This is a genomic window from Paenibacillus vortex V453, from assembly GCF_000193415.1.
GTDB lineage: Bacteria > Bacillota > Bacilli > Paenibacillales > Paenibacillaceae > Paenibacillus_AQ > Paenibacillus_AQ glucanolyticus.
In genome coordinates, this window is sequence record NZ_ADHJ01000039.1 from 18,925 (window position 1) to 41,106 (window position 22,182).

A 22,182-nucleotide genomic window follows, 5' to 3' on the forward strand; every position below is an offset into this window, starting at 1 on the left:
GGAAGTTAGAATCAAAGGCGGGTTAAACAGGGCAAGCGAGTGACGCACGCCACTTCTCCTGTAAAATGAAACATAACCACATAATGATTCAAACTGCTGAGAAAATGATACACGCCTGTCGTACTTGTCAATTTGACATCATAACCTGTCTCTTCCCTCGCTTCTCTTATAGCTGTCTCAACAATATCTTCCCCTGGCTCGATCCGCCCTCCCGGAAAGCCCCATTTATCCTGTACCACGGGTTTGTTCTCCTGGATGATCAACACCTGATCTTCTTGAAAAAGAGCAATGCTTACCACAAGTACGATACCCTTCTTCGTCATAGTCCCAACCCTTTACACATGTTCAAAAAATAAAGAAAACCCGCCTTTGGCATTATCCGCCCTTCTCCCTCATAATCATCCATTCGCGTCCAAAGGGGTCCCTAAAATCCAAAAACCACGCAAAACCCTCGTCCCGAATCTGTTCCATTCTCGCTCCGGCCGTGGACAAATAGGAATGCAGCTCTTCGATATCCCGATTGGTTCTGAATATAAATGAAGCCGCCGTCGTTAATTCCAATTCTCTTGTTTCGTCCACGCTCTCTAATAACAGATTGGGACTGTTGTAGAGCGTCAACATATAGAAGCCCTCATCCTGCATTAATATCTTGAAGCCTAAATACCGAGTGTACCAATCCGCCGCCAGCCCGATGGTATCCTTCGTGAAGATCATACGGATGTCATCCAGACGATCCAGCACAGGAATTGGGTCGGTCGACGTTTCATTATGATGTAAAGGAACAGGTTTATAACCATTCTCAACATAGAGGGCTTCAACCTCACGCTCCCCGATGGCACGATTATAGATCCGCAGATCGTCCAAGCGCCCCTGAAAAAAGAAGTAAGGTTCATCGGTAGATTTTCTGCCCACATACATGGGTTCGTCAGGATAAGGTGTGAAGCTGCCTGATCGTTCGGCTGTGTGTTGGCCATTCACATACATTCGGTAACGGGAGTCCTCATAGATCAGAACCACATGATACCAGTGTTCCTTCACAATCCTGGCATTCATCATCAGGTCCGGCTCCCGCAGGAAACCATGGAACGTAATGTATTCATCCTTCGTGCTGAGCTGTAACGCCCGGTTCTGATGGTGACCGTCCTGAGAGACAATCGCGCTATGCCACCCCCGCAGCACCTGATGTGCGTCATAATAACACCATACTGATATAGAGAAAGCATCCTTCGATAGCATTGGCGATTTATCCATTTGAACATAGTCACTTCTGCCGTTCAGCGTTAAAGCTCCACCCTTCCTGCCGAAGCGGTCGGTACCATACTCCCCGCCCTCCAGCCGTCCATGACGCCCCTCCCCGCTGGTATCCCGCACATCACCGTCGAACAAATATTCCAGAACAAGGCCGCTTCGTAAATCGATAGGATGTACGGATCTGCCAAATATCTCGTCAATCGTGGTTCCAAATACATCTGCCAGCAGTGGTATATGGATGATGTCCGGGCAAGTTTGCCCATTCTCCCATTTACTTACCGCTTGATAACTGACACCCAGCCCATTAGCCAATTGCTCCTGTGTCATACCAAGCTGTTTTCGCAGCCTGACAATATTGTTGCCCATCACGTTGTTTGCCTGATTCATAAATCCAAGATCACCTCGTTCTCCATGAGATGCATCTAATATAAACCAATCTTTAACCAAAAAGTATAACGCAGCAGTAGAACGCCGGTTCCTGATATTCAACCTCCGGTTGAGTCGATTATTACTCTCGGCTTAACTTTAGTTTATTGACCTTAGGCACTTGCAAGATTCTATTCAAATCTTCGTCTGTTCCGCGTTGCCTCATCAAGCCATGAGATAAGTCCCAGCTTGCTAACGTACATTTCGTTTTGTACTACTATATAAGGAAAAGGCATACCTTCTGATGCTCCCTGCTCTCTTAGCGCATTGTCGGATGAAATGATGCTCTTCACCTGATACTCGGTAAGGTTCAAGAACTCCGCTGTTTGTTCAAGAGTCATTAACGGAGGATCGGTTTGCACAGAATCAGCTCCTTCTGTAACGGCAGGCACATACTTTGAATCCTCAGCACCCTGAAGGATGAAACTGGCGGCAACGATGGATATTCCGATAATCAAAGAACTGATCAATGCGCTGTAATTCAATGACTTCAAATCTTATCACCTCGATTCCTCCATATATTCCGTATACTCTCACCCATTTCCTCCACGAACATCCAAAACCAAAGCAAAAACCTAAAATATTGTAAATACGCTGCCTGCCAGAAATAGGTTATGATATAGGGCAAATCAGGAAGGGAGGACAGCAGGATACATCTAATTTTTAGAAGATTTACAAGTCTCGCACATGACAAAGGAGGAACCCTTATGAGAATTCCCAAAATCACCAGCCTGTTCATGATGCTTACATTTCTGACAACAACGTCTCTCTCCGCTGCCAGTGAGCCGGCAGGCACTGCTGAAACTTCATCAGGTCCGCTGCGGATCATGAGTTTTAACCTGCGCTATGCTGCGAATGATCATCAGCCATGGGAGAACCGGCGACCGGTCATGAGGAACTTGATATTAGAGAATCAACCGGATGTCATCGGAACTCAGGAAGGCCTTCACCGCCAAATCGTTGATTTGGAGAACGACCTCCCGGGATATGGCCGAATCGGAGTTGGCCGCGAAGGCGGGGAGTTCGGAGAATATATGGCTGTTTTTTATAAAATGGATCGGCTTAAGCCTTTGGAGCAGTCGCACTTTTGGCTGTCGGACACCCCGCAGATCATCAGCTCTGCAAGCTGGGGAAATCAGATCCCGCGCATGGTAACCTGGGTCCGCTTCCAGGACCTGAGGAACGGCAAAACCTTTTATATGGTAAACACGCATCTGGATCATCAATCCGAGGTTTCCCGGCAGAAGAGCGCAGCGCTCATTATCGATAAAATGAAGGGCTTTGCACCAGATATCCCCGTGGTTATGACGGGCGATTTCAATACCGTTCCGGGAAGCGATACGTATTCTATTTTTACAAGCAATGGGCTGTCGGATGGACACATCACCGCCAAGAAGCATACTAACGATGACCTGGGGACCTTCCATAATTACAAGGACCCTACGGGTGGCGGCAGCGGTAACCGGATTGACTGGATTCTGCATAGCACGGGATGGAATGTCCTGCACAGCGAGATTATTAATTACAATGAGGAGGGGCAATACCCAAGCGACCATTATCCGATCATGATCACGGGCACGCTGCAGAAGACCAACAAAACCACGGAGGAAACAGTACCCAAGCTCCCTTTGACCACCGCCCTGCACATCACGGAAGTCGTGGCTAACTCCAGCGATCAAGGCAATTACAATTATGTGGAGATTTACAATCCCCATGACCGGGAGATCGATCTGGAAGGGTACCAAATCTACTATTATTACGACCCTGCTCTTCCATTCGACAAATCGAAGTCCAACCGCTGGACGATTGCAAAGGACCGATACAGCACGGACACCATCATTCGTCCCAACGAAACCAAGGTCATCTGGATCAAGAAGCAGCCTTGCTGTTATGACCTGAGCAGGGAGCAGTTCCTTGCCAACTATAACGCGAATGAGAACGACCTCTCGCCTTCTCAGCTGCTTGCCGTCTTCACGCCGGGCAACAATCAGGGATTGAACGGCACCTCCACCAGTGGACGCTCGTTAGGTATTTCATCCCCTTCGGGTACGCATCTCGTCGGAGTGCAATTCAATAACGGGCAGCTGGATGCCGGCGTCAACGAATCGATCACCTACCTGGAGCCTCTGCCGCTTACCAGCATCATGCAGAAAAAGGAGACTCACCGAGCCCCTTCGCCTGGTCAGCCTTAAAATGATTATGAAGACCACTCAAACCTTCCATGAACCTTCCGTATCACAAGGGTATGGAAGGTTTTCTTAGGTAATTCAACTTATACCATTTAGTTCTATGTAATTAATTCATCCTATTTATGTTATAATATATTACATAAATATTGTTAATTCTCATAATTCCGATGTATAATGCTGCTAGATTGATATTATACATACGAGTTAGGGGAGATAATATGCCATTAATGAGAACAACAACGCGTAGATCACTAACTGTTGCTTTATGCAGCCTCTCTTTGTTGACAGCTGTACCCGCACATGCCGCAGGGAATACGTCGTTTCCTATCCTGCAATCCGTTAGCAAAGATCAGATCAAAGCGGATTATTATGTTCCCAGTTCCCTGGAGAACATCAGCTGGGGGTTTCTGCCGAATCGGGACAGCAAATCCATCCTGACTGTCTCCTCCGGCAGCACCATCACTTTTGATACATTATCCCATGAGGGAATTCTCGAAGACCAAGGACGGGATCCGGAGAAGTATTTTGCTTCATTCGGTATCCAGCCGGATCAGGTGCTTAATGATGCTAAAGCGATTGCCGCATCTGATCTTCCGCATGATTTTGACGCAGATGGTCCGCATGTGGTAACGGGGCCCATCGACATTCAGGGGGCTGAGCCTGGTGACGTATTGAAGGTTGAAGTGCTGTCTCTTACTCCCCGAGTTCCCTATGGCGTCATTTCCAATCGGCATTACAAGGGCGCACTTCCCGGTGAATATCCAGAGAATGAGGGGCGCAAGGAAGGAGCAAACGCGGCGAATCCCGAGTTATATCAAAATATATCCAAATTTACACCGGTAGAAGAAATCAACGGCAAGCTCTATGGCGTGCTTCCCATTGAAAAGGGCGGCCAGGTGCGCTTTCCCCTTAAACCTTTCATGGGCCTTATGGGCGTGGCGCCAGATACCAGCGAAAAAGTAAGCAGTGTCCCGCCGATCGAAACGGGAGGGAATATCGATATCAACGAGCTCGGTGTCGGCTCGACCCTGTATCTGCCGATCCAGGTTAAAGGCGGACTCTTCTATACCGGAGACCCTCACTTTGCACAAGGAGACGGCGAAGTCGCATTGACTGCGATGGAGGCCTCCCTTCGCGGTACCTTCCGATTGACTGTGCTGAAGCCGGGAGACCCCTCCCTTCCGCGAGCCGAGCTCAAGCAGCCTTTTGCCGAAACTGAGGATTACTGGATTCCCGTCGGTCTTGACGCAGATCTGGATGAGGCCATGAAGGAAGCGGTACGCGAAGCGCTTGGTTTCCTGAATGAGAAGCTTGGAATGGATCGCGCAACAGCCTATGCTTACATGAGTGCCGCCACGGACTACGAAGTCTCCCAGGTTGTGGACAAAACGAAGGGAATACATGCCCTCATCCATAAGAGGCATTTCATCAACAATCTCAAGCTCTCCATCGCCATCCATGGCTCCACCCTGCCTTCCTCCATCATTAATGACGAGTTCTACGTTCCCCTTCGCTCGGTGGCTGAGGGTTTGGGATATGAAGTGAAGTGGGACCCTAAGAAATATGCCGCCCTTGCTTCAGCCGACGGCAAGACTGTGACGATCCCGATCGGGCAGGCTATCTTTGAAATGGATGGCAAGGCGGTCTACAACAGCGATGCCGCAATGATGAAGGACGGCGTCACCCTGATTCCGATCCGGAGTATTCCCGTTCTATTTGGAGCCCATGTGAACTGGACCACCAGCGGGAATGAGCTGAAGGCCAGCGTAACCCCTGCGCTGGATTGATTTCATTTTTTCTTAGTTGAATATTTCTCAATTCAAAAAGTCCCCCTAAACAGCTGGACACGCCAGCTAAGGGGGACTTTCATGTTAAATCGATGTGGATTTATATTGGACCTCTAAACACTGTTTGGCGATATAAAAAATTTGACCCATATGCTCCGAGTAATGCGTGGCGCATTGATGCAGAATATCCAGATTCGTTCTCTCCGTCCCCCTTACCGATTGAACCTGTTCAAAATCGTCATTCGACATGGAGCTTACTGTGTCTATAAGGAACTGGAACCGGTTCTTCACGATTTGGATCAAATCATCCCGGCTTACAAACGTCTGGGTCAATTCTTCCTCCCGGTTCCGCATAACGTCTTGATGCAGAATCCCCTTCGTTACTCGCTCCTTCATATTGCCATCGATATGCCTGATCAGCGTAGATATGCTTAAACTTGAAGGTCTTGGCCTCCAATTGACTTGCTCATCGTTCAACTGCACCAGCACTTTGAGCGTACGGCTGCGGATGTTGTCGAACTTCGTAATCAGCCATTGTCGGTTGAAATCATGATCCATATCCATTCACTCCTTATCAGGTATGATAAAAGATCTTTGTTTCATGCCTTCGTTGCCTTCCATATATATTTGAGCTCACGGATCCCCAGCCGCCCATCGATCTGATTCTCCCGTATCTTGGCTTCAAGCTCACCCTTTCGTTCCGGCAAGGTGAAATCGGGATTACCAGGCGTATCCGACAAATTTAATGCAAATTCAACCCCACTCGGGAAGTAAGTTACCGCTTCATTAAATTCTTCGATCGTTACATCAACGTAGCCATTCTCGGACAATCGTCTTCTCACGTCAGTCACATCAGTATGTATGCCGAAGATGGTTCCGCCAGAACACAGAATTCGCGGATGCTCCAGGATGGAGGTTGGACCCCGCCGATCATAGATGAAATCAAACTGGCCATCATGAAAAGGCAGCTCCGCCTTCGTGGTGGCATACACAAATTCAACATTACCGATTCCGCTGGATTCCAGTAGGGATTGGGATATTCGAATCATCTCCTCGGAGTTGTCAAAACGTGTGATTTGCTCTGCATGTCTGGACATCTTGAGCGTGAATTCACCATGTCCGCAGCCTGCATCCAGCACCGAACGAAATGTTGGCAGCATCTCTACCAATCGCTCCTCGTACACGTCCTCAGCCGACCTTCCGACCACCGTGTATTTCGCTCTTCCTTGGTATCCACCGTTCCGGCGTGCGATCATGTCGTACCAATCTATTCCCATGCGTTCCCTCCTCCGTCATCAGATGCAATCCTATTTAAAGATAGCAGAATCCTGTTGTTATATGAATAAACAGAAATACTCACTTGATCTAATGACTTAAAATATTACCATTTTGAATGATAAAGTCAACGGCCACTCTTCTATTAAAAATCCCTGAATAGGTCTTTCGTAATAAAAAACAATTGATATTGTCATAATTTGTCGTCTACAATAGTGGAATATAAAACCAATACATAGAGACATACAGGAGGCAATCATGTTGTTAAAAAGGTGGCGCCGATTATTCGCTTTAACTCTTATTCTATCACTATGCATGACGTCTATGGCAAGTGCAGCGGAACCCAGCACATCCAAATATGCCTGGGCCGAGAAATCCGTTGATTTTCTTAGGTCTCAAGGGGTATTTGAGAATATGGAGTATCGAACCCAAACATTAGGCAAGATGGTGACCAAGACCGATCTTACACTTATGGTTCATCGGCTGTTTCCCGAGTTCCGGGTTCCCAGCGACAAGGAAGTCAACATTCCGGGCGTGCCCAATGGACACTCGTCCTATCCCATTTTCAAGGATGTTTACGGCAGCATGTCTAGCGGGCTAATTGAAGCAGCCGACAAAATAAATTATCACAATGAAACATTCACTTACCAGCCGGAGAAAGTGTTAACACGCTGGGACCTGTTGATTACGCTGAATGCGCTCTTTAAAGATATCGGTTACGCACTGGTACTACCGGAGGGTGAAGATATTGCCAGTCTTCGTTCGTTTAAGGATATCCCCAAGAGATATTTCAATTCCTACAACCAATATGAAAAATGGAAGTATGCTTATCAGCCGTTAGCGCCTGAAATTGGGTTGCTGCAAGACAAAAAATGGGGGCCTTCGCTAGCTTCGGACCTTGATTACGTCAAAGCCTACGCCCTGCTCGGTTTTGCCGAGGCTAGCATCATGAAGCCCGACGCAAAAGGATATTTTCGTCCAAATCAAAAGGTGACCTTAGCCGAAACCTCGGTCATTCTGCATCGCATATACAACTACTATGAAGGCGCCAGCTATATTAAGGCACCGTCGCAGGACGATCTCATTCCGAACGGAACAAAAGTCTACATGTATGCAGGATCGCGATCGGGACACGGAGTAAGTCCGGTTTCTGATTTTGCTCTGATGAATCCCGATGGCGCCTCGGAGTTCTATCTCGCCATGAACGCTTCAGAGAAACTCGACTTGCAGATCAACATAAACGGGGAGCCTTCCTATTACACTTACGAACAATTGAGCAATCCTAAACAGCCTGTTCGAATATCCCTGAATGGCGCACACTATGCAGAATTCTTTCCAATCATTCGGAGCAAGGGTCAAAAAGCCACCAACGATAATAATAGCATTGAAGTTCAGTATTATTATGCCGATACCTTACAGGACTTCACCAAATTATTGGAATAAGAGCCCAATCTATTAGCTCAATACAAAGGGAGTGCAGCTGTTGTATACAGCTAACACTCCCTTTCCTATTAGAAAACGTATTATATTCTTAAAATACCTGCTGTCCCGTTACGTAGATCCTCAAATACGGGTCTTTGCACGGAGCTGATACTATCTATATCGATCTCTTTCAGCTCTTTAAATTCCAGCTGCAGCGATTCGTTGTTTGCATCTTGGTACATCAGTCTCCCTCAGGTTACCTCTCGAATTATAAATTAAGTTTGGCTACAGATTCTCCTGCAGACCACGTCATAACCCCGATCTCCTCAAAACCTGCTTTCACGTACAGCTGTCTTGCCTGTTCGTTCTTCGGGTCAAAACTCAGCATGAGGACATTCGTCCGATCAGGTTTGTTGCGGATTTCTTCAATTATGAACCGCAAAGCCTCTTTGCCGTACCCCTTCCCTTGATGATGCCCATCTATCATGTATCGATAAATCCAGTAGTTTCCGTCATCCGAATCCAAGCCGTACATTGCAAAACCGACCATCGTCTGATCATTGTAAATAGCCATCGCCTCAAAATTCTCAAGGAATTGGAACTGGGCAATCGAATACAGATTGGAAGCAATAAAGCTTTCCTGCTCCGGTTTCGCTTTCAGTTTAATGCATTCCGTCCAATTCTCCTGGTTAACAGGTTGCAGTCTAATCATGTCATACTCCCTCACTCACCCACAAATTCCTTCTATAACACACCCATCCAAATAATACCATACAGATCCCGAGTTTATGTGGGATTAAACGGATTTAGATAAAGTCTTCCCGTCCCAATGGCAGGTTATATAAACCGCTCCGCCTTTTATTTAGCACATATCGGATCACTTTATCATTTACTATAGTGATTCTACTATAGTGAAGAGGTGATTCATATGGCTTCTGTCAATGCTGTTCCCCAGCCGGATCTTGTATTAATCAACTGGTCAAGAAACCCTCTCGTTGTTGGCTCTCCTCGCAGAATTCTTGCTGCGCGCGTAATCGGCAGCTCTTCACCTTGCAGAGCAGATTTGACACCGAATGCGTTATTAAGCACAGCCTTGGCCTGCTTGCTGGATAATGATGTAGGATTCAAAATCGTATTCCGCAAAAGAACATCCAACATTAGCGGATACCTGTTATTGCAACGTGTTTGAAAACTCTATTTGAACTATTCGCTCCATGAAATCCCATCGTTTACCAGAATAGATTGCCCAGGAAATATCTCTGAGGACTTATTCTAGTACAATGAAAAAGCAAGCAGGATCCCGTACAGGATCCTGCTTGCTTCTTTGTATGAACCGCTGTTCAACCTTTTTCAATCTCTCATTCATATCTCTTCTATAGTCTCTATATATTACTTCACTTGAGCGACACTTACAGCCACCTTTTCCAGCTGTGCTTTGCTTAAGGAATGATCCGGTGAGCTGATCGTTACGAAGCGATCATGGAATTGGAATCCCAGCATAGCCGTATCATCCGGCGTATACCATTTAGCTTTGGTTCCGTTGGACAGTGTTACGGGTGTGCTGTCATACCCGTGAGAGTAGTCTCTTGGGGAGATATAGACCGTCATATGTTTAAATACCATATTGACTCCATCTTCCGATGTCCCTGTCTTTTGGTACACATCCCCTTGGATCATCTGATTAGGAGCATAGGGTGTTGTGAAACCATCGAATTTAGCGAATGCGCTTTTGATTTCTTTTAACTGGGCGTCGCTGTATTTCACTGTGGTGAGCTCGGACGTCTGTCCGTTTCCAGAATGGCTTCCGATCAGCACCTGGTTATTCTTCGCATCGTACTGAACAGGAACATTCAGCACGTCCGCAATCGCGCGAACAGGGAGATACGTAGTGTTTTTATAGGTGATAGGGGTCAGCTTCCCACCTGTGTTATAGGCTGTACCTTCGACTTTGATGCCAATGCTATGATTCAGGTAAGCCGAGATTTTCTCCAGGTTCGCTCCTGCATATACGCCGACTGCTCCCGTTAATGTCATACCTAATACGGCAACTGCCACCATTGATTTTCTCAGCTGTTTCATTCTCTTCATTCCTCTCGTAGTCTCACCGACATTTCAAGCCGATGAGTAAATGGTTGATCGTTCATCCATAAAATGGTTATATGCGATATTTTTATTTAAAATCGATGACGTGAGTCGCAATTAAAGCTTCCTTATCCTCAATCGTAATTCCCAGTCTTTTTCCTGTCGGACTCCAATTCAGAGGATATTGAGGATGGGCGGCAGGATGAACCGAGGAATAATAGGGCGCCATCCAGCTTACTTTACCGGAAGCCGTATTAAAAACATACACACCGTTCATTCCGCTCTCATTCTCAGAATAAACGTCGAAGGCTAATTTGGAGGAATCCGGCGACCAGGATAAATAAGAGATCATATCGCCTTTTCCGATAAGCGTGCCTTGCAGACGACCAGCCGCGTCATAAATTAACAGCTCGCTGCCTTGTTCTCCGCCCGTTTTCGTGGCGGTAGAGACGGCGATGTATTCGCTGTCCGGCGATATTTCAAAGCTCCATACGTTTTCAATGAGTCTCACAGGCTTCGACTGTCCCGGTTCAACAACCTTAAGCACTTGGTTCACATCCGTATAATATATCCGGCCTTTACTAGCCCCAAATTGGTTATACGATTCAACATCCTCATCTTCGATTGAAATGGTCTCATATGAACCGTCCGTGGAAATAAGACGAATCTCCCCTTTGCCGCTCATGGAGCCTGCTGCAAGGACATAGGTATCGGAATTGAGCCAACCCCCCCACCTCCATATAATTGTCACCCTTCACCAGTACACTTTTGCCTGTGCTCAAATCCTTCATATAATTGTCCGCCGTGTACTTATCCCTCCACTTCTGAATGAAACTGTATTTACCGTCCGGTGCTGCATCTTCCTTGACGTAATGTTCACCTGGATGCTGTTCTTCATGATTCTTGATCTCGCGGCGCTCGCCTGTGCTTACATTCACGGCTTCCGTGGTATAAGCATACTTCGGTTCTTCCGTTTCGGTTGCTTCCTTCACCATTTTGGTGGTGGTAACCCGTACTTCATTCTCGGACAACCACGCCTCAATGTTCGATGATGGGATTCGATGGGTCTGATTCACAACCAATTCCCGACTCGTCCCCCCTGTTGATCCTTCCACTACCGTGAGCTTGCGCTCCTCCGAAGCATTGCTGCCAGCGTTTGAGACAGGTGGTTGAATATTAGGGCTGCCGCCCGGTTCCACAATCGTTAACCGATCCTGGGACTGGCAGGCAGACAGCGCAGCGGCGAGAACAACAACCGGCAATAATCGGGCACAATGCTTTCCTACTACATTTTTCATAACAGGTTCCTCCTACAAATGGTCCCTAAAGGGAGCTTCGGCAGCAGCACCATGTCTTAGCATGCCTCATGTTTCCCTGTTGATCTCAGTATAGAGTGCGAATATATCGATAACATATCGGGCTTGTAACGAACTTGTAAACATATGTGCTGCTATACAAAAAAAGGCCCAGACCCTTATTCCAAGTCTGGACTTTCTTCTGCTGATCTAATCTCCTCTGGACGCGGCCGATCCATCGGCAAGGTAATTATAAAGGTAGAGCCGCCCGGTCCCGTCTCCGTTAAATGTACAGAGCCGTGCTGTTTCTCGGCCAGGCTGCGTACCAGCGATAACCCCAGGCCAGTCCCCCCATAAACTCTGGATCGGTCACTGCTCACTGTATAAAACGGATCGAAGATCCGTTCTCTGGCATGATCCGGAATTCCGATTCCTGTATCGCTGACACGAATCACCATACGATCAACGCCTTGTTGATCCTGCACCTCGTTTGTCAACGTAACGGTTCCACCGGGCTTGTTATATTTAATTCCGTTATCCAGCAGGTTCAACATCATATGCATCAGATTATCCGCATCCGCCCATACCTTGCCATCCGTTAGATTGGATTGAATCGTAATGTTATTCTGCTCTGCCTTAGCCTGAAGACGAGCTGTCGCCTCCTCCAGGATCGGCTTCAGCTCTATGGATTCCGCATGGGTTTCGAATTCATAAATATCCATGGACGATAGCTGAAGCGCCTTCTCCACCAGGCCGTATAAACGCTGGGCCTCCTTGCGAATCCGAGTCCTCGCTTCTTCCAGAAGCTCAGGATCGTCACGATATAAATCAAGCAAATCTGCATAAGCAAGGATCGAAGTGAGCGGCGTCTTCAATTCATGGCTGATATTCCCGATAAACTGCTTCTGCTGTTGTTCCAGCTCTTGCAGCCGTTCAATCGCATCAAGCAGCTTCAACTTCTCCTCTGTGAGCTGGCTCACAGAGGAGGATATTCTCCCGCTCATCTCAAAAATACCTTGCGCCAGCTCACCAAGCTCATCCTGCCGCTTGACCGTCGGCTCGCTAAGATAGGCTCCCTCGCCGATTTGCTGTGCAGCCAAATTCAATCTGCTGATGACATGAACCTGGCGCCAGACATACAGATAACCGATCAGGAAGCCGGCAGCCAGTACTGACATGCCGGTTACGAGAAACAGCTTGCGGATTCGCTCATAGAAAGCATGCTGCTCCGCAAGCGAAGCATGGAATTGAATGGTTCCGATCTGCTCGTCCATATTGCGAAGCGGAGCAAGGTAGAGCAGTTGATCACCCTCGGTAATATAAGCCGAACGTCCTTCTTCCGTGTGGGCAAGCGCATCCTTCACATCCATTTTGGGCTGAAATGGAAGCGAGGTCCCCGTGAATGTACCATCCAGCTTATACAAGGTGACAGCCATGCCGCTCTGCGATCCAAGATCCACTGCAAGCCGTTGACCCACGCTTTCCATAAAGGCATCCGGCTGCATTTCATTATTCGTATTCGTCAGAAACTCCTGATGAACCCGAAGATTGGCCGCTTCTGCTTCATGAGCGAAGGATTGCTCCAGGCGGACGCGCTGGTCCTCTCGTATGCCCGCAAGAACCAATGTGCTCAGAACAACGAGCACTGAGATCAGCAGCAAGGCAAGAAGCAGTGCGACCTTCCACTTCAAGCCGAAACGCACCTTTCTTAGACTCATGCTGGACTCTCCGTGCTTTTGTATCCGATGCCATACACGGTCTGAATCACGTCATGCAGATCTCCGAGTTTCTTACGCAGTCTCTGAACGTGGATATCTACCGTACGTGTCCCGCCTGCAAAGTCCATATCCCATACCTGCTCCAGCAAAGCCTCCCTGGAGTATACCCGCTCCGGGTTTCGTGCCAGGAGAGCTATAAGATCAAACTCCTTCGGAGTCAGCTCCAGCAACTTGCCTTCGGCATGCACGGTACGGTTTAACAGGTTAATGACAAGCCCCGAAATTCGGATTTCATTCTGTGGCGAGGCTGGCTGCTGAACATTCTCAACTGTTCGGCTTCTTCGTGACAACGCCTTCACTCGGGCAATGATCTCCCGCATATCAAAGGGTTTGGTCATATAATCGTCCGCGCCGAGCTCCAATCCCAGCACTTTATCAACGATATCGTCCTTTACGGTCAATAACAGGATGGCCGGACGCTGCCGGTTCTCAAGCTTTCGGCAAACATCATATCCGCTAAGCCTTGGCATCATCACATCCAGCACCATCACGTCGGGATGGAACGATTCCACTCGTTCAAGCGCTTCTTGCCCATCCCCTGCCGTCTCAACCGTGTATCCTTCTCTGCGCAGCGCATAAGCCACAGCGCTTGATATACTGACTTCATCATCTACTACAAGTACCTTGGTCATCGCATTCACGACTCCTTTACCTGGCCGATTACGACAATTGTTAGTTCAATGATGGTAACGTATCCGGCATCATATTTCAACAAGCGGGCAGCCGTTTCATTACAATTGTAACCATGAATTATTTTTGGAATCATTTTGTCCTGCAATCATTTTGTAGCAATTTCTTTGCTGTGAGATCTCAATGGCTTTATTCAGAAGCTTCCGTCCAAGCCCTCGCCTTCTATAATCCTTATGTGTGACCACATTCTCAATCAAGGCATACGGCCTTGCATTACGAGTTAAATTCTTCAATATATTCAGTACACACGTTGCTACCAGCTCCCCGTCCAGCTCAACCACAAGAATGTTAATATAATCATCCTGCATCATTTCATCCCATAATCCAGCCAGATATTCATTATGCTCCAATTCGGGATCTTGTTCATGCAAATGTCTGTACAATTGCAGCAAATTAGGCAGTTCATGTCTTTCGATTATGCGAACGGAGACTTCGGACATTCTTTTCACCTCTACCCGTTTTTTTGATAACTTATCAATTTGTTTAAACATCATTCATCTTGGTCAGCACTTCTAATTGTTAAGTTACTGCTGCTATCAAAATCAGATCATCCACTCGATGCTCATCACCATATATCCCTCCTATGAATGACTAGTTTCTCTATTCGAGAAACCCTATATATACTGTTTCACCTTCGCCTTAAACCTCGTTATAATTCACAATCTGGCCAGGTTCAAACTCTTTGTCGATGATATGCAGCAGATGCAACCCGATTTCCTCCGTAGACAACAGCTGTCCAGACTCGTGCGCTTGCGCGAAAACATGGGCCATGTCAAATTCGGACTCATTTTTGCTTCTGGCCAATCTCTGCATATCGGTTTCCACCATTCCGGGATTAACCGCAATTATCTCTACCGGGTGCTGTCGGTTCCGTTGCTCGGCTCCAACACTCTGCGTAAACATATTCATACCGGCTTTCGCCGTACAATACACACTCATGGTGGGTGCTGGATAAACACCTGATCCTGACGAGATATTGATGATTTTCTTCCTAATGGAAAGCCCCTCCGTTTTCTTGATAAACGAGGAAGTTAAGATCATTGGCGCGATCAGACTGATCTGCAGGTTCATCTGAATATCCTTCGGTTCGCACAAGTCAATGCTCTTCAACGGTTCGAGCATCGACGCATTATTAATGAGACATATCATATCCGCATGGGCTGGGTCAATCAACTCAAATAGCCTGTCCATTACATTCTCAAGATCCAAAGTATCATTCAGATCGTACGCAATATGTCTATAATTGGCAGAGCTGCTTAGCCGATCCGATGTTCCCCTCGCTATGCCATACACGACATTCCCGTTCTCGACAAGCATACAGGCCAGTTGCTCGCCTATTCCTTTCGATGTCCCTGTGATGATGAACTGACTTCCGCTCATGTGAACCTCCATGATCCTAAAATGATTGCTTCAGAATATATTCTTCTACTTCTTCGCCGCGAAAATTTGCAAATCCCCTGTCTTCATCCCAGATGATGAAAAAGTCGCCATTATGGCGACTTAAGATGTCAGTACCTTCTTTTTTGTTCCTAAAGAATCACCAACCGTTACGCTTCTGTTGGGATACCAACAATTCCAGCTTTCTAATGTTATCTCACAGACTAGATCAAAACTGGAGTTCATGTGTGACCAAGCCATTATTGCTAATCTCTCGAAAACCTAAACGCTTATAGAATTCACTCCCTTGGGGATTAATCTGTTTTTAATACAAGTTTACTATAATGGCTGCTTGCCATATGAATGACAGCTTCAACCAGTCTTCGCCCTACGCCATGTCCACGGAATTCCTTCAACACATAGAGCCTTCGAACCCTGCCAATGTTCGCCTCAGCATAAGGATCTCTGTTCAATCCGCATATCCCGATCAATCTATGATCCATTCGACATGCGAACAACGCCTCAGACTCTTGATCAAACCTGTTCGTTCCTGTTATGTATTCTCGGAGTAAACGATTGATGTGTCTATGTCCTTCCTCCGTACTTTCCCTCAAAATCTCGGTAAGGTCTGCTGCATTCAGGTCAGCCACTTCGTGTACGATTAGGTTTGTCATGTTTTCATGGTTCTCCCCTTCTCAATGTATGATCATGTAGGTATCCCACGAAACCGGTACATTGAAATCCACTTATTTCCTCACCCGATCAACAGACATGATCTCTAATATCTCCTAGTAACTTAAAAAAAGTCTTCGGATCCGTATCTTCATATTCCTCCTAAAGTTCTCTCATTCAAGAACCTCTATATGCTCGGATGCTCTGTTCTTTTCCGCCCAATATACAACAAATGAGATGAAACCCCCAGGATGCTTGGATTCTCAGCTTCTTGGTATATCATCTTCATAACCTCATGGAATTCGTCTTCCCCACGAGAACGCCAATAATCAAACTGCTCCGGCTTGAGCGCCCCCGCTATGCTTGATGACGCAATCAACTTGATGCTTTCGAATCCATGCGATTCCATGAACGGCTTGATATCCTCGATATTGTAATAATACGCTCCGGTAAACCTTCCTTCATCGCTATGATTAAAGACTCCCGTCTTCATAAACTCCTTAATGCTGCTTACATGATCATGAGGCTTCCAATGTTCAGGGTACATTAACGAAGTCATTAAATGCCGGATTCTCGTCATGAAAGCCACGAATACGTAACCGCCGGATCGAGTAACCCTGTACAATTCCTGTACTGCCGTATCCCTATCTTCCCTCGACTGCAAATGATACAACGGTCCCATCATTAACGAGGCATCGAATAATTCGTCATGAAATATACTCAAATCCTTGGCATCTGCACTGTGAAAGCCTTTAAACTGTTTTTCTAAATTCAATTCCTTTGCCTTTGCAACCGAAATGTCTACCAGTCTTGGCGTAAGATCCGTTAAGGTAACATCGAAACCATTCTTCGCCAGCTCCATCGAATATTTCCCAGGACCAGCTCCATTATCCAGCACATGGCCTTTCTTAGGTAACATAGCCAAAATATGGTGCAGATTAACGATAAATTCAACAGGCTCCCTATCCAACCGTCCCCATTCATCAAACGTATTATAATAATCGATTACTTTGTTCAACGATCATCATCTCCTATTTTCCATTCAGCCACTGGATGGAACGTGTTTAATAGACATCATTTTAAGTATGTACAACCTCAATATGCTCCTCGGTAAGCTGTATAACTTCAATGTCCCGGAACCTTTCCTGAAGTTTCTGCGCCAATGAACGCACACCGAAAATTTCGGTGAAGGTATGACTGCCCACGATGATATTCAATCCGATAAACCTGGCGTATTGAACGGTATAGAGCGTTTTTTCACCGGTAATGTAAACGTCACAGTTATGGCTCAAAGCCTCTCTCAATTGATTGGTGCCGTTGCCGGCCCCCGTTACCATGCCGATTCTCTGAATCGCTTTTTCGCTGTTCTTCTGATAGAACACGTTCTCACCTAGCACAGAGGACATGGTTTCTACGAGCTTTTCCATCGTGGTCGGGGACTTGAGCTGCCCAATGCCTACCGAACTGTCACCCTCCACATGACGGGATGGTTGAACAATACGCTCTACCCCAAGCTCAAGCAGTAACGAATTGCAGGTTCCAAACTCAGCATAGTCCAGAGGGAGGTGAACATAAAAATGGGCGATGCCATGTTCCCTCAGTAACTCCAGGCAGCGTTCTTTCATTCCATACATAAAACTCCACGCATCATGATGCGTGATGATCAGATCGACCTTATGTACAGCGGCTTGTTGGACGATCTCTGGCGTTATGTTTGTTGCATAGCCGATTCTTTTATAGGAACCCGATGAAAATTGATGAAAGCCATACTCGTCATCTTCTTCAAAATCATCCAGCAACGATCCAAAAATCTCCTGCATATAAGACTTGAAAAGCAATGTGTCCAACTGCATTCCCTCCCTCATTCAAACTTAAGACTCTGCAATTATGGGAATAAGCACCGTAATCAAGAAGGTTAAGATCAAATATGAAATCGAAAATATGTGATATGCGGATTTTTTTCTAAGTAGAATAAGCCCAAATATGACCACAATCAGAGGCAATCCAAGTAAAAAATGTACGATGTATTTTAGAGTCATGCTTCCAGCCAACGTGTTCATGTACGTAATGATCCCGACCGGCACCCAGATCGCCGCAAGCAGCAATCCAAATGATACGGGAACGAAACTGTTTTTCAGTAATGTATACCTCATGTTTATATCTCCATGAATTTATTTTCGATCCAGATTCAATTTAAGGGGCCTTGTCACATCACCAACTAATTATTCAGCTCATGATTTGTTCAGCTTCAGCTAGATGGTCCTCTTTACCGATAAATCGGATCGTGTGATGTATGTAGGTACTTCTCAAATAACGAGGCTCGCTGTTTCTCATTCGTTTCAACCAATTCACTAATCACAGTCGATACATGTTTCCATAATTTACCGTCTTTATATATACAATGATGTTCGTAACAATTCGGATCATGCAAGATCGTTTCGAGTGATGCCGGAATATTGGCAGCGATTCCAACATTCCCTTTGGACAAAATCCATTCCGTGGACTTCCAATCCAATATCCCCTCGTCTGTTTTAATCGGAGTAACATAGCTGTAATCCTCAGGTATGTCCGCGACATAAAGGTACATCCCACCCGGATTTTTGCCATCTGCTGTCCAAGTGATAAGACCTTTGAATGTTAAGCTGCATTCCTGAATCTGAGTCTCCTCATACAGCTCACGAATCATCGATTCCCTGGGCGTTTCATTGCCCTCCAGCTTGCCCCCTACTCCATTCCAGCACCCCATCCATGGCGCGTAATCCCGATTTAATAGTAAAATCTCATGACCACGTCGAACAAAACAAATATTATATTTTATCATAGATTGCTGTCTCCCGTTCTAATATGCTGCAAATGCATCTTAAACTTCTGTTCTTCTCTCGCTCGGCTTCTGTTCGTCTTCATCTGCCGCCTCAAGAAAACGAATATCCGGTTGCTGAGGTCATCGTCTGGGCTCATTATCCTTCATCTCTTGGAATCGGACGTTTAGCTCATCCAGTGAACGCTGCATACGATCCATTCTAACTCCCTCCATACGACACAACCCGGCCTTAAGAATAAAGCTTATCCTAGGTCGGGTCATGGGTAGTCAGTCATATTTTATTCGTTGTTTTGATCAATAGCCACTGAGGACGCTCCGAGCGGGTTCAATTCCTCTCTGGATATCCCCGTTGCCTATTCTCTATTTCCCTGTATATGCTCAGTGCTTTCTCCATCTTCTCTGCGTACTCCATCGATTGGCTCGAATTTAATAGCCTGACATCCTGCGTACCGCTGGAGCTGAGCAGATCATTCGCACGCAAGACTTGGATCAGCCTGTTCACGGTTCCTGTACTGCCGTCTATAATTTGGATGTGTTCAGGCAACAGATCCGATAAGATCTTCTTGTAAAAAGGGTAGTGGGTGCAGCCCAGCACTACGGTCCCATACTCATTCAGATCGAAGCCGTCAAGCTTCTCGGTAAAGTAAGCATTCATGATTTTTTGGTCAAAATTCAAAGCTTCGCAGTATTCCACCAGCTCTGGCAGAGGCAAGGAATCCACGATATGCATGCTATCAACTCGTCTGACCAGATCCCGATACTTCGATTCCCTTAGTGTTAATGGGGTGGCAAACACCAGGATTCGCTTGCCGCTGGACCGATTGATTTCTACAGCTGGTTTTACGGCAGGCTCCATACCAATAATCGGAATAGGATAAGTCCTCCTAAGCTCGGATATCGCCATGCTTGTAGCCGTGTTGCACGCAATCACAATGGCCTTGACTTCTTCCTGCATAATGGTTTTTATGGCATCATGTATGTAGGATTTGACGTCCTCCTTGGCTTTGGTACCGTAAGGAACGTGCAGGGTATCGGCAAAAAATAAAAAGTCCTCCTGCGGCAGCTCCCTCATCGCCGCTGACAACACGGTTAATCCGCCTAACCCTGAATCAAAAAAAGCTATTCTCATTGTTTTCACCTATCATTGTATTATTTCTGTGAATATTATTTCTGTCAGCATCATTTTGTTATCCATGCCTTATTCATTATACTCCACTACTTCTATCTTCGCAGATGCTATCTGTACTAATTGATCTCCCAGCGCAGACTGGTTTACGCAGCACAACCCGGCTGCGAAATTCTCTGGGCCGGGTCGTGTGTGCTATTTCTATTCTTTTCCTGAATTTACTCAAAGCATTTCAACAAAGCTAATGCCTCTTCATGATCCGGCTCCAGAACGAGCGCCTGGCGCGTGTATTCCAGTGCCTCTTCGTCGAGTTCAAGCTCGTAACAGCAGATTGCGAGACAATATAAAACCGTGGGCACAGGTTCATCTTCATCCGTTTCAACGGATTCTTTCAGGAAGAACATCGCATCCTCGTACATATCCATCTCAAAGAGCACCAGCCCCGCATCCAGAGCCAGGTCATAACGCTGCTCCATCACGTAGTACGATGACCACATGATGTATATGCCCTTACGGATATCCAGCATTTCTTCATCATTGGCTTCCGGCAGCAGATTCGAGATGCGCTTGGCGCTCTGGATGAAGAACTCTGCATCATAACCACCCAAACGCCAAAAGGACAAAATCTGCTGAATCCCCATGCTTTCAATATTCCGATCGATCCATTCCTTCAAGAGGAAGAACTCATCAGGTCCGAAGCGTTCGATAAACTGGCGGTAAGCCAGCCGAGTATTAGCATAAGTCGTTGGCTCTTCCAGCATGAGTATGCAGCCGATGTTAATATTTTTATAATGCTGGGTGGGGAATATCGCCTCCGCGCCTCTTTGCTCGAACACATGCTGCAAGGCATGATAGTTCGTTGTTAACGAGAAGCTGCCATGGTAAATCAATTGCGGCGGTTCTGCAAATTTCCAGTTCTCGAGGCGATGATCTCCCTTATCTGCCGTAAGGAGCAGAAACCCTGACGTTGACAACTGATTCAGTCGCTCCAGGCAGTTCAACCCCACCTCCGGAAACAGGATATGGGAATCCTCCAGCTCTTGCTGGTAATGGGCAATCACATCGCGATACGGATAGGTTTCCTCTTCATATTTGGGTGCCCGCCGGTGCTCGAAAGCCAGCTTCATTCGCTCCAGCGCTTCAGACGGCTTAAGCTTCTCATACTGCTCCGGAAAGTCGATGACAACATCGCTCTCAAAAATCTTCCCTTCCCCCACGTAAATCAGCTCTTGCGGAATGCCGTCAAAGAAATAGTTAGCAATAATCAGCAGCGGCTGCTTCAGGTCCCCGGGTCGGATCGTTGTCTTCGATACCACCAAATTCAATTCCTTGTCATGCACGGCATCAAACCTTGCGAAATCCAGCAGTCCCTGCTCGATATAAGTCTGCATCGCAGGATGTTGGTTCCAAGCGGAGACATTTTTCTGCGGCAGATCGGTCATGACATAGCGAAAAGGGGGCAGCGCAATTCCTGCATAATCTCTCAGCTCGCACAGCTTATGCAGGATATGGTATCCGAGCCGCCCCGCTCCGGCCCCTAGCTCCAAAATGGTAACGGGCTCGGTCATATCCCCTTGACTGGCCCGGTCCCGAAGGAATCCGAATATAACTTCGGCGTAAGCCGTTGCAATCATGGGGTTGCTCGTAATATATTGCGGGACCTGGTCATTATTCCAGGCTTTCATCCCCAGCTCTTCATAATAAGTCCGTTGTAAATCCCAGATGGGCGCTTCGCTGAAACGGAAGCGTTGTTGAGTATTGTCTGTCATTCTATATAACCCTGCTCTCTCTAGTGATCATTAAGTACAATCTGAAGGCGCACATATGCTTATACATCGGTCGTCCTATGAATGTCTCTTGAATCGTACCATATAAGTTGCCTGTTCCAAAACCTTCTGAGTAATAAATCCGGCAAATTCCCTTTGGATCGAGGTGTAACTCGCCATTTTGGAGCATCTAGGCACCATTCCCTCCGCTCCCTAATATAGTGT

Annotated in this window: 24 protein-coding genes and 1 pseudogene; 4 read left to right on the forward strand and 21 right to left on the reverse strand. The window is 46.7% G+C overall.

Annotated elements, in window-relative coordinates:
* Positions 1-50 precede the first annotated feature (50 nt).
* The 3 genes and pseudogenes from PVOR_RS21455 to PVOR_RS21465 form a co-directional block, all read right to left on the reverse strand.
* Positions 51-323, reverse strand: a pseudogene (locus PVOR_RS21455) (NUDIX hydrolase); the annotation flags it as partial.
* Between the two features lie 52 nt (positions 324-375).
* Positions 376-1,638: a LamG-like jellyroll fold domain-containing protein gene (locus tag PVOR_RS21460; protein WP_006211579.1), complete on the reverse strand. Its 1,263-nt coding sequence runs from the start codon at positions 1,636-1,638 to the stop codon at positions 376-378.
* A 170-nt stretch (positions 1,639-1,808) separates the two neighbouring features.
* On the reverse strand, positions 1,809-2,171 hold the full coding sequence (locus PVOR_RS21465; RefSeq protein ID WP_006211580.1) for a hypothetical protein: 363 nt from the start codon (positions 2,169-2,171) through the stop codon (positions 1,809-1,811).
* A 213-nt stretch (positions 2,172-2,384) separates the two neighbouring features.
* Between PVOR_RS21465 and PVOR_RS21470 the strand changes: the two genes are divergently transcribed.
* Both PVOR_RS21470 and PVOR_RS21475 read left to right on the forward strand, forming a co-directional pair.
* Complete coding sequence (locus tag PVOR_RS21470) at positions 2,385-3,869, forward strand: endonuclease/exonuclease/phosphatase family protein (protein WP_006211581.1); 1,485 nt, start codon at positions 2,385-2,387, stop codon at positions 3,867-3,869.
* A 224-nt stretch (positions 3,870-4,093) separates the two neighbouring features.
* Positions 4,094-5,653: an acetamidase/formamidase family protein gene (locus tag PVOR_RS21475; protein ID WP_085980673.1), complete on the forward strand. Its 1,560-nt coding sequence runs from the start codon at positions 4,094-4,096 to the stop codon at positions 5,651-5,653.
* Positions 5,654-5,737: 84 nt separating this feature from the next.
* On the opposite strand, the gene PVOR_RS21480 is transcribed toward PVOR_RS21475, so the two are convergent.
* Positions 5,738-6,211, reverse strand: coding sequence for a DinB family protein (locus PVOR_RS21480; RefSeq protein ID WP_006211583.1), 474 nt, complete (start codon positions 6,209-6,211; stop codon positions 5,738-5,740).
* A gap of 41 nt (positions 6,212-6,252) precedes the next feature.
* Positions 6,253-6,930 carry a class I SAM-dependent methyltransferase gene (locus PVOR_RS21485; protein WP_006211584.1) on the reverse strand — a complete coding sequence of 226 codons (678 nt, stop codon included), beginning with the start codon at positions 6,928-6,930 and terminating at the stop codon, positions 6,253-6,255.
* 256 nt (positions 6,931-7,186) lie between these two features.
* Between PVOR_RS21485 and PVOR_RS21490 the strand changes: the two genes are divergently transcribed.
* The gene (locus tag PVOR_RS21490) at positions 7,187-8,371 is read left to right on the forward strand and encodes an S-layer homology domain-containing protein (RefSeq protein WP_040680840.1); all 1,185 of its coding nucleotides are present in this window, start codon (positions 7,187-7,189) and stop codon (positions 8,369-8,371) included.
* A gap of 80 nt (positions 8,372-8,451) precedes the next feature.
* Here the strand turns inward: PVOR_RS21490 and PVOR_RS30760 are convergent, their stop codons facing one another.
* From PVOR_RS30760 to PVOR_RS21555, 14 genes are all read right to left on the reverse strand, one after another.
* Entirely contained in the window at positions 8,452-8,592 is a 141-nt protein-coding gene (locus PVOR_RS30760; RefSeq protein ID WP_006211587.1) for a hypothetical protein, read from the reverse strand.
* 26 nt (positions 8,593-8,618) lie between these two features.
* On the reverse strand, positions 8,619-9,062 hold the full coding sequence (locus PVOR_RS21495; RefSeq protein WP_006211588.1) for a GNAT family N-acetyltransferase: 444 nt from the start codon (positions 9,060-9,062) through the stop codon (positions 8,619-8,621).
* Between the two features lie 212 nt (positions 9,063-9,274).
* Complete coding sequence (locus PVOR_RS30765; RefSeq protein ID WP_155984619.1) at positions 9,275-9,478, reverse strand: hypothetical protein; 204 nt, start codon at positions 9,476-9,478, stop codon at positions 9,275-9,277.
* A gap of 261 nt (positions 9,479-9,739) precedes the next feature.
* The gene (locus tag PVOR_RS21505; protein ID WP_006211590.1) at positions 9,740-10,429 is read right to left on the reverse strand and encodes a stalk domain-containing protein; all 690 of its coding nucleotides are present in this window, start codon (positions 10,427-10,429) and stop codon (positions 9,740-9,742) included.
* 91 nt (positions 10,430-10,520) lie between these two features.
* A complete protein-coding gene (locus tag PVOR_RS32180; protein WP_234973050.1) occupies positions 10,521-11,117 on the reverse strand; it encodes a hypothetical protein in 597 nt (198 codons plus the stop codon).
* Positions 11,068-11,730, reverse strand: a complete 663-nt coding sequence (locus PVOR_RS32185; RefSeq protein WP_234973051.1) for a hypothetical protein — start codon at positions 11,728-11,730, stop codon at positions 11,068-11,070. The genes PVOR_RS32180 and PVOR_RS32185 overlap by 50 nt, the downstream gene beginning before the upstream one ends.
* A gap of 176 nt (positions 11,731-11,906) precedes the next feature.
* Positions 11,907-13,445, reverse strand: a complete 1,539-nt coding sequence (locus tag PVOR_RS21515) for a sensor histidine kinase (protein ID WP_006211592.1) — start codon at positions 13,443-13,445, stop codon at positions 11,907-11,909.
* Positions 13,442-14,137, reverse strand: coding sequence for a response regulator transcription factor (locus tag PVOR_RS21520; protein ID WP_006211593.1), 696 nt, complete (start codon positions 14,135-14,137; stop codon positions 13,442-13,444). The genes PVOR_RS21515 and PVOR_RS21520 overlap by 4 nt, the downstream gene beginning before the upstream one ends.
* A 99-nt stretch (positions 14,138-14,236) precedes the next feature.
* On the reverse strand, positions 14,237-14,689 hold the full coding sequence (locus PVOR_RS21525) for a GNAT family N-acetyltransferase (RefSeq protein ID WP_327196578.1): 453 nt from the start codon (positions 14,687-14,689) through the stop codon (positions 14,237-14,239).
* A gap of 145 nt (positions 14,690-14,834) precedes the next feature.
* Positions 14,835-15,575 carry an SDR family NAD(P)-dependent oxidoreductase gene (locus tag PVOR_RS21530; protein WP_006211595.1) on the reverse strand — a complete coding sequence of 247 codons (741 nt, stop codon included), beginning with the start codon at positions 15,573-15,575 and terminating at the stop codon, positions 14,835-14,837.
* Between the two features lie 311 nt (positions 15,576-15,886).
* Positions 15,887-16,246 carry a GNAT family N-acetyltransferase gene (locus tag PVOR_RS21535; RefSeq protein WP_006211596.1) on the reverse strand — a complete coding sequence of 120 codons (360 nt, stop codon included), beginning with the start codon at positions 16,244-16,246 and terminating at the stop codon, positions 15,887-15,889.
* A 185-nt stretch (positions 16,247-16,431) separates the two neighbouring features.
* A complete protein-coding gene (locus PVOR_RS21540; protein WP_006211597.1) occupies positions 16,432-17,262 on the reverse strand; it encodes a class I SAM-dependent methyltransferase in 831 nt (276 codons plus the stop codon).
* Positions 17,263-17,323: 61 nt separating this feature from the next.
* Positions 17,324-18,091 carry a Nif3-like dinuclear metal center hexameric protein gene (locus PVOR_RS21545; protein ID WP_006211598.1) on the reverse strand — a complete coding sequence of 256 codons (768 nt, stop codon included), beginning with the start codon at positions 18,089-18,091 and terminating at the stop codon, positions 17,324-17,326.
* A gap of 419 nt (positions 18,092-18,510) precedes the next feature.
* Positions 18,511-19,065, reverse strand: coding sequence for an NUDIX hydrolase (locus PVOR_RS21555; RefSeq protein ID WP_006211600.1), 555 nt, complete (start codon positions 19,063-19,065; stop codon positions 18,511-18,513).
* Between the two features lie 23 nt (positions 19,066-19,088).
* On the opposite strand from PVOR_RS21555, the gene PVOR_RS30770 reads away from it, so the two are divergent.
* A complete protein-coding gene (locus PVOR_RS30770; protein WP_160164025.1) occupies positions 19,089-19,268 on the forward strand; it encodes a hypothetical protein in 180 nt (59 codons plus the stop codon).
* Between the two features lie 122 nt (positions 19,269-19,390).
* Here the strand turns inward: PVOR_RS30770 and murI are convergent, their stop codons facing one another.
* Positions 19,391-20,194 (reverse strand): glutamate racemase, encoded by an 804-nt coding sequence (gene murI / locus PVOR_RS21560; protein WP_006211602.1) that lies wholly within the window; start codon positions 20,192-20,194, stop codon positions 19,391-19,393.
* 215 nt (positions 20,195-20,409) lie between these two features.
* Positions 20,410-21,960, reverse strand: a complete 1,551-nt coding sequence (locus tag PVOR_RS21565) for an SAM-dependent methyltransferase (RefSeq protein ID WP_006211603.1) — start codon at positions 21,958-21,960, stop codon at positions 20,410-20,412.
* Between the last annotated feature and the right edge of the window lie 222 nt (positions 21,961-22,182).

Coding starts and splice junctions, on each gene's coding strand:
- PVOR_RS21525 (WP_327196578.1), bottom strand. CDS start 14,689: ATGATGTTTAAACAAATTGATAAGTTATCAAAAAAACGGGTAGAGGTG.
- PVOR_RS21480 (WP_006211583.1), bottom strand. CDS start 6,211: ATGGATCATGATTTCAACCGACAATGGCTGATTACGAAGTTCGACAAC.
- PVOR_RS21490 (WP_040680840.1), top strand. CDS start 7,187: ATGTTGTTAAAAAGGTGGCGCCGATTATTCGCTTTAACTCTTATTCTA.
- PVOR_RS21530 (WP_006211595.1), bottom strand. CDS start 15,575: ATGAGCGGAAGTCAGTTCATCATCACAGGGACATCGAAAGGAATAGGC.
- murI (WP_006211602.1), bottom strand. CDS start 20,194: ATGAGAATAGCTTTTTTTGATTCAGGGTTAGGCGGATTAACCGTGTTG.
- PVOR_RS30760 (WP_006211587.1), bottom strand. CDS start 8,592: ATGTACCAAGATGCAAACAACGAATCGCTGCAGCTGGAATTTAAAGAG.
- PVOR_RS32180 (WP_234973050.1), bottom strand. CDS start 11,117: ATGAGCGGCAAAGGGGAGATTCGTCTTATTTCCACGGACGGTTCATAT.
- PVOR_RS21460 (WP_006211579.1), bottom strand. CDS start 1,638: ATGAATCAGGCAAACAACGTGATGGGCAACAATATTGTCAGGCTGCGA.
- PVOR_RS32185 (WP_234973051.1), bottom strand. CDS start 11,730: ATGAAAAATGTAGTAGGAAAGCATTGTGCCCGATTATTGCCGGTTGTT.
- PVOR_RS21475 (WP_085980673.1), top strand. CDS start 4,094: ATGAGAACAACAACGCGTAGATCACTAACTGTTGCTTTATGCAGCCTC.
- PVOR_RS21555 (WP_006211600.1), bottom strand. CDS start 19,065: ATGATAAAATATAATATTTGTTTTGTTCGACGTGGTCATGAGATTTTA.
- PVOR_RS21515 (WP_006211592.1), bottom strand. CDS start 13,445: ATGAGTCTAAGAAAGGTGCGTTTCGGCTTGAAGTGGAAGGTCGCACTG.
- PVOR_RS21505 (WP_006211590.1), bottom strand. CDS start 10,429: ATGAAACAGCTGAGAAAATCAATGGTGGCAGTTGCCGTATTAGGTATG.
- PVOR_RS21470 (WP_006211581.1), top strand. CDS start 2,385: ATGAGAATTCCCAAAATCACCAGCCTGTTCATGATGCTTACATTTCTG.
- PVOR_RS21495 (WP_006211588.1), bottom strand. CDS start 9,062: ATGATTAGACTGCAACCTGTTAACCAGGAGAATTGGACGGAATGCATT.
- PVOR_RS21485 (WP_006211584.1), bottom strand. CDS start 6,930: ATGGGAATAGATTGGTACGACATGATCGCACGCCGGAACGGTGGATAC.
- PVOR_RS21535 (WP_006211596.1), bottom strand. CDS start 16,246: ATGACAAACCTAATCGTACACGAAGTGGCTGACCTGAATGCAGCAGAC.
- PVOR_RS21520 (WP_006211593.1), bottom strand. CDS start 14,137: ATGACCAAGGTACTTGTAGTAGATGATGAAGTCAGTATATCAAGCGCT.
- PVOR_RS30770 (WP_160164025.1), top strand. CDS start 19,089: ATGCTGCAAATGCATCTTAAACTTCTGTTCTTCTCTCGCTCGGCTTCT.
- PVOR_RS21565 (WP_006211603.1), bottom strand. CDS start 21,960: ATGACAGACAATACTCAACAACGCTTCCGTTTCAGCGAAGCGCCCATC.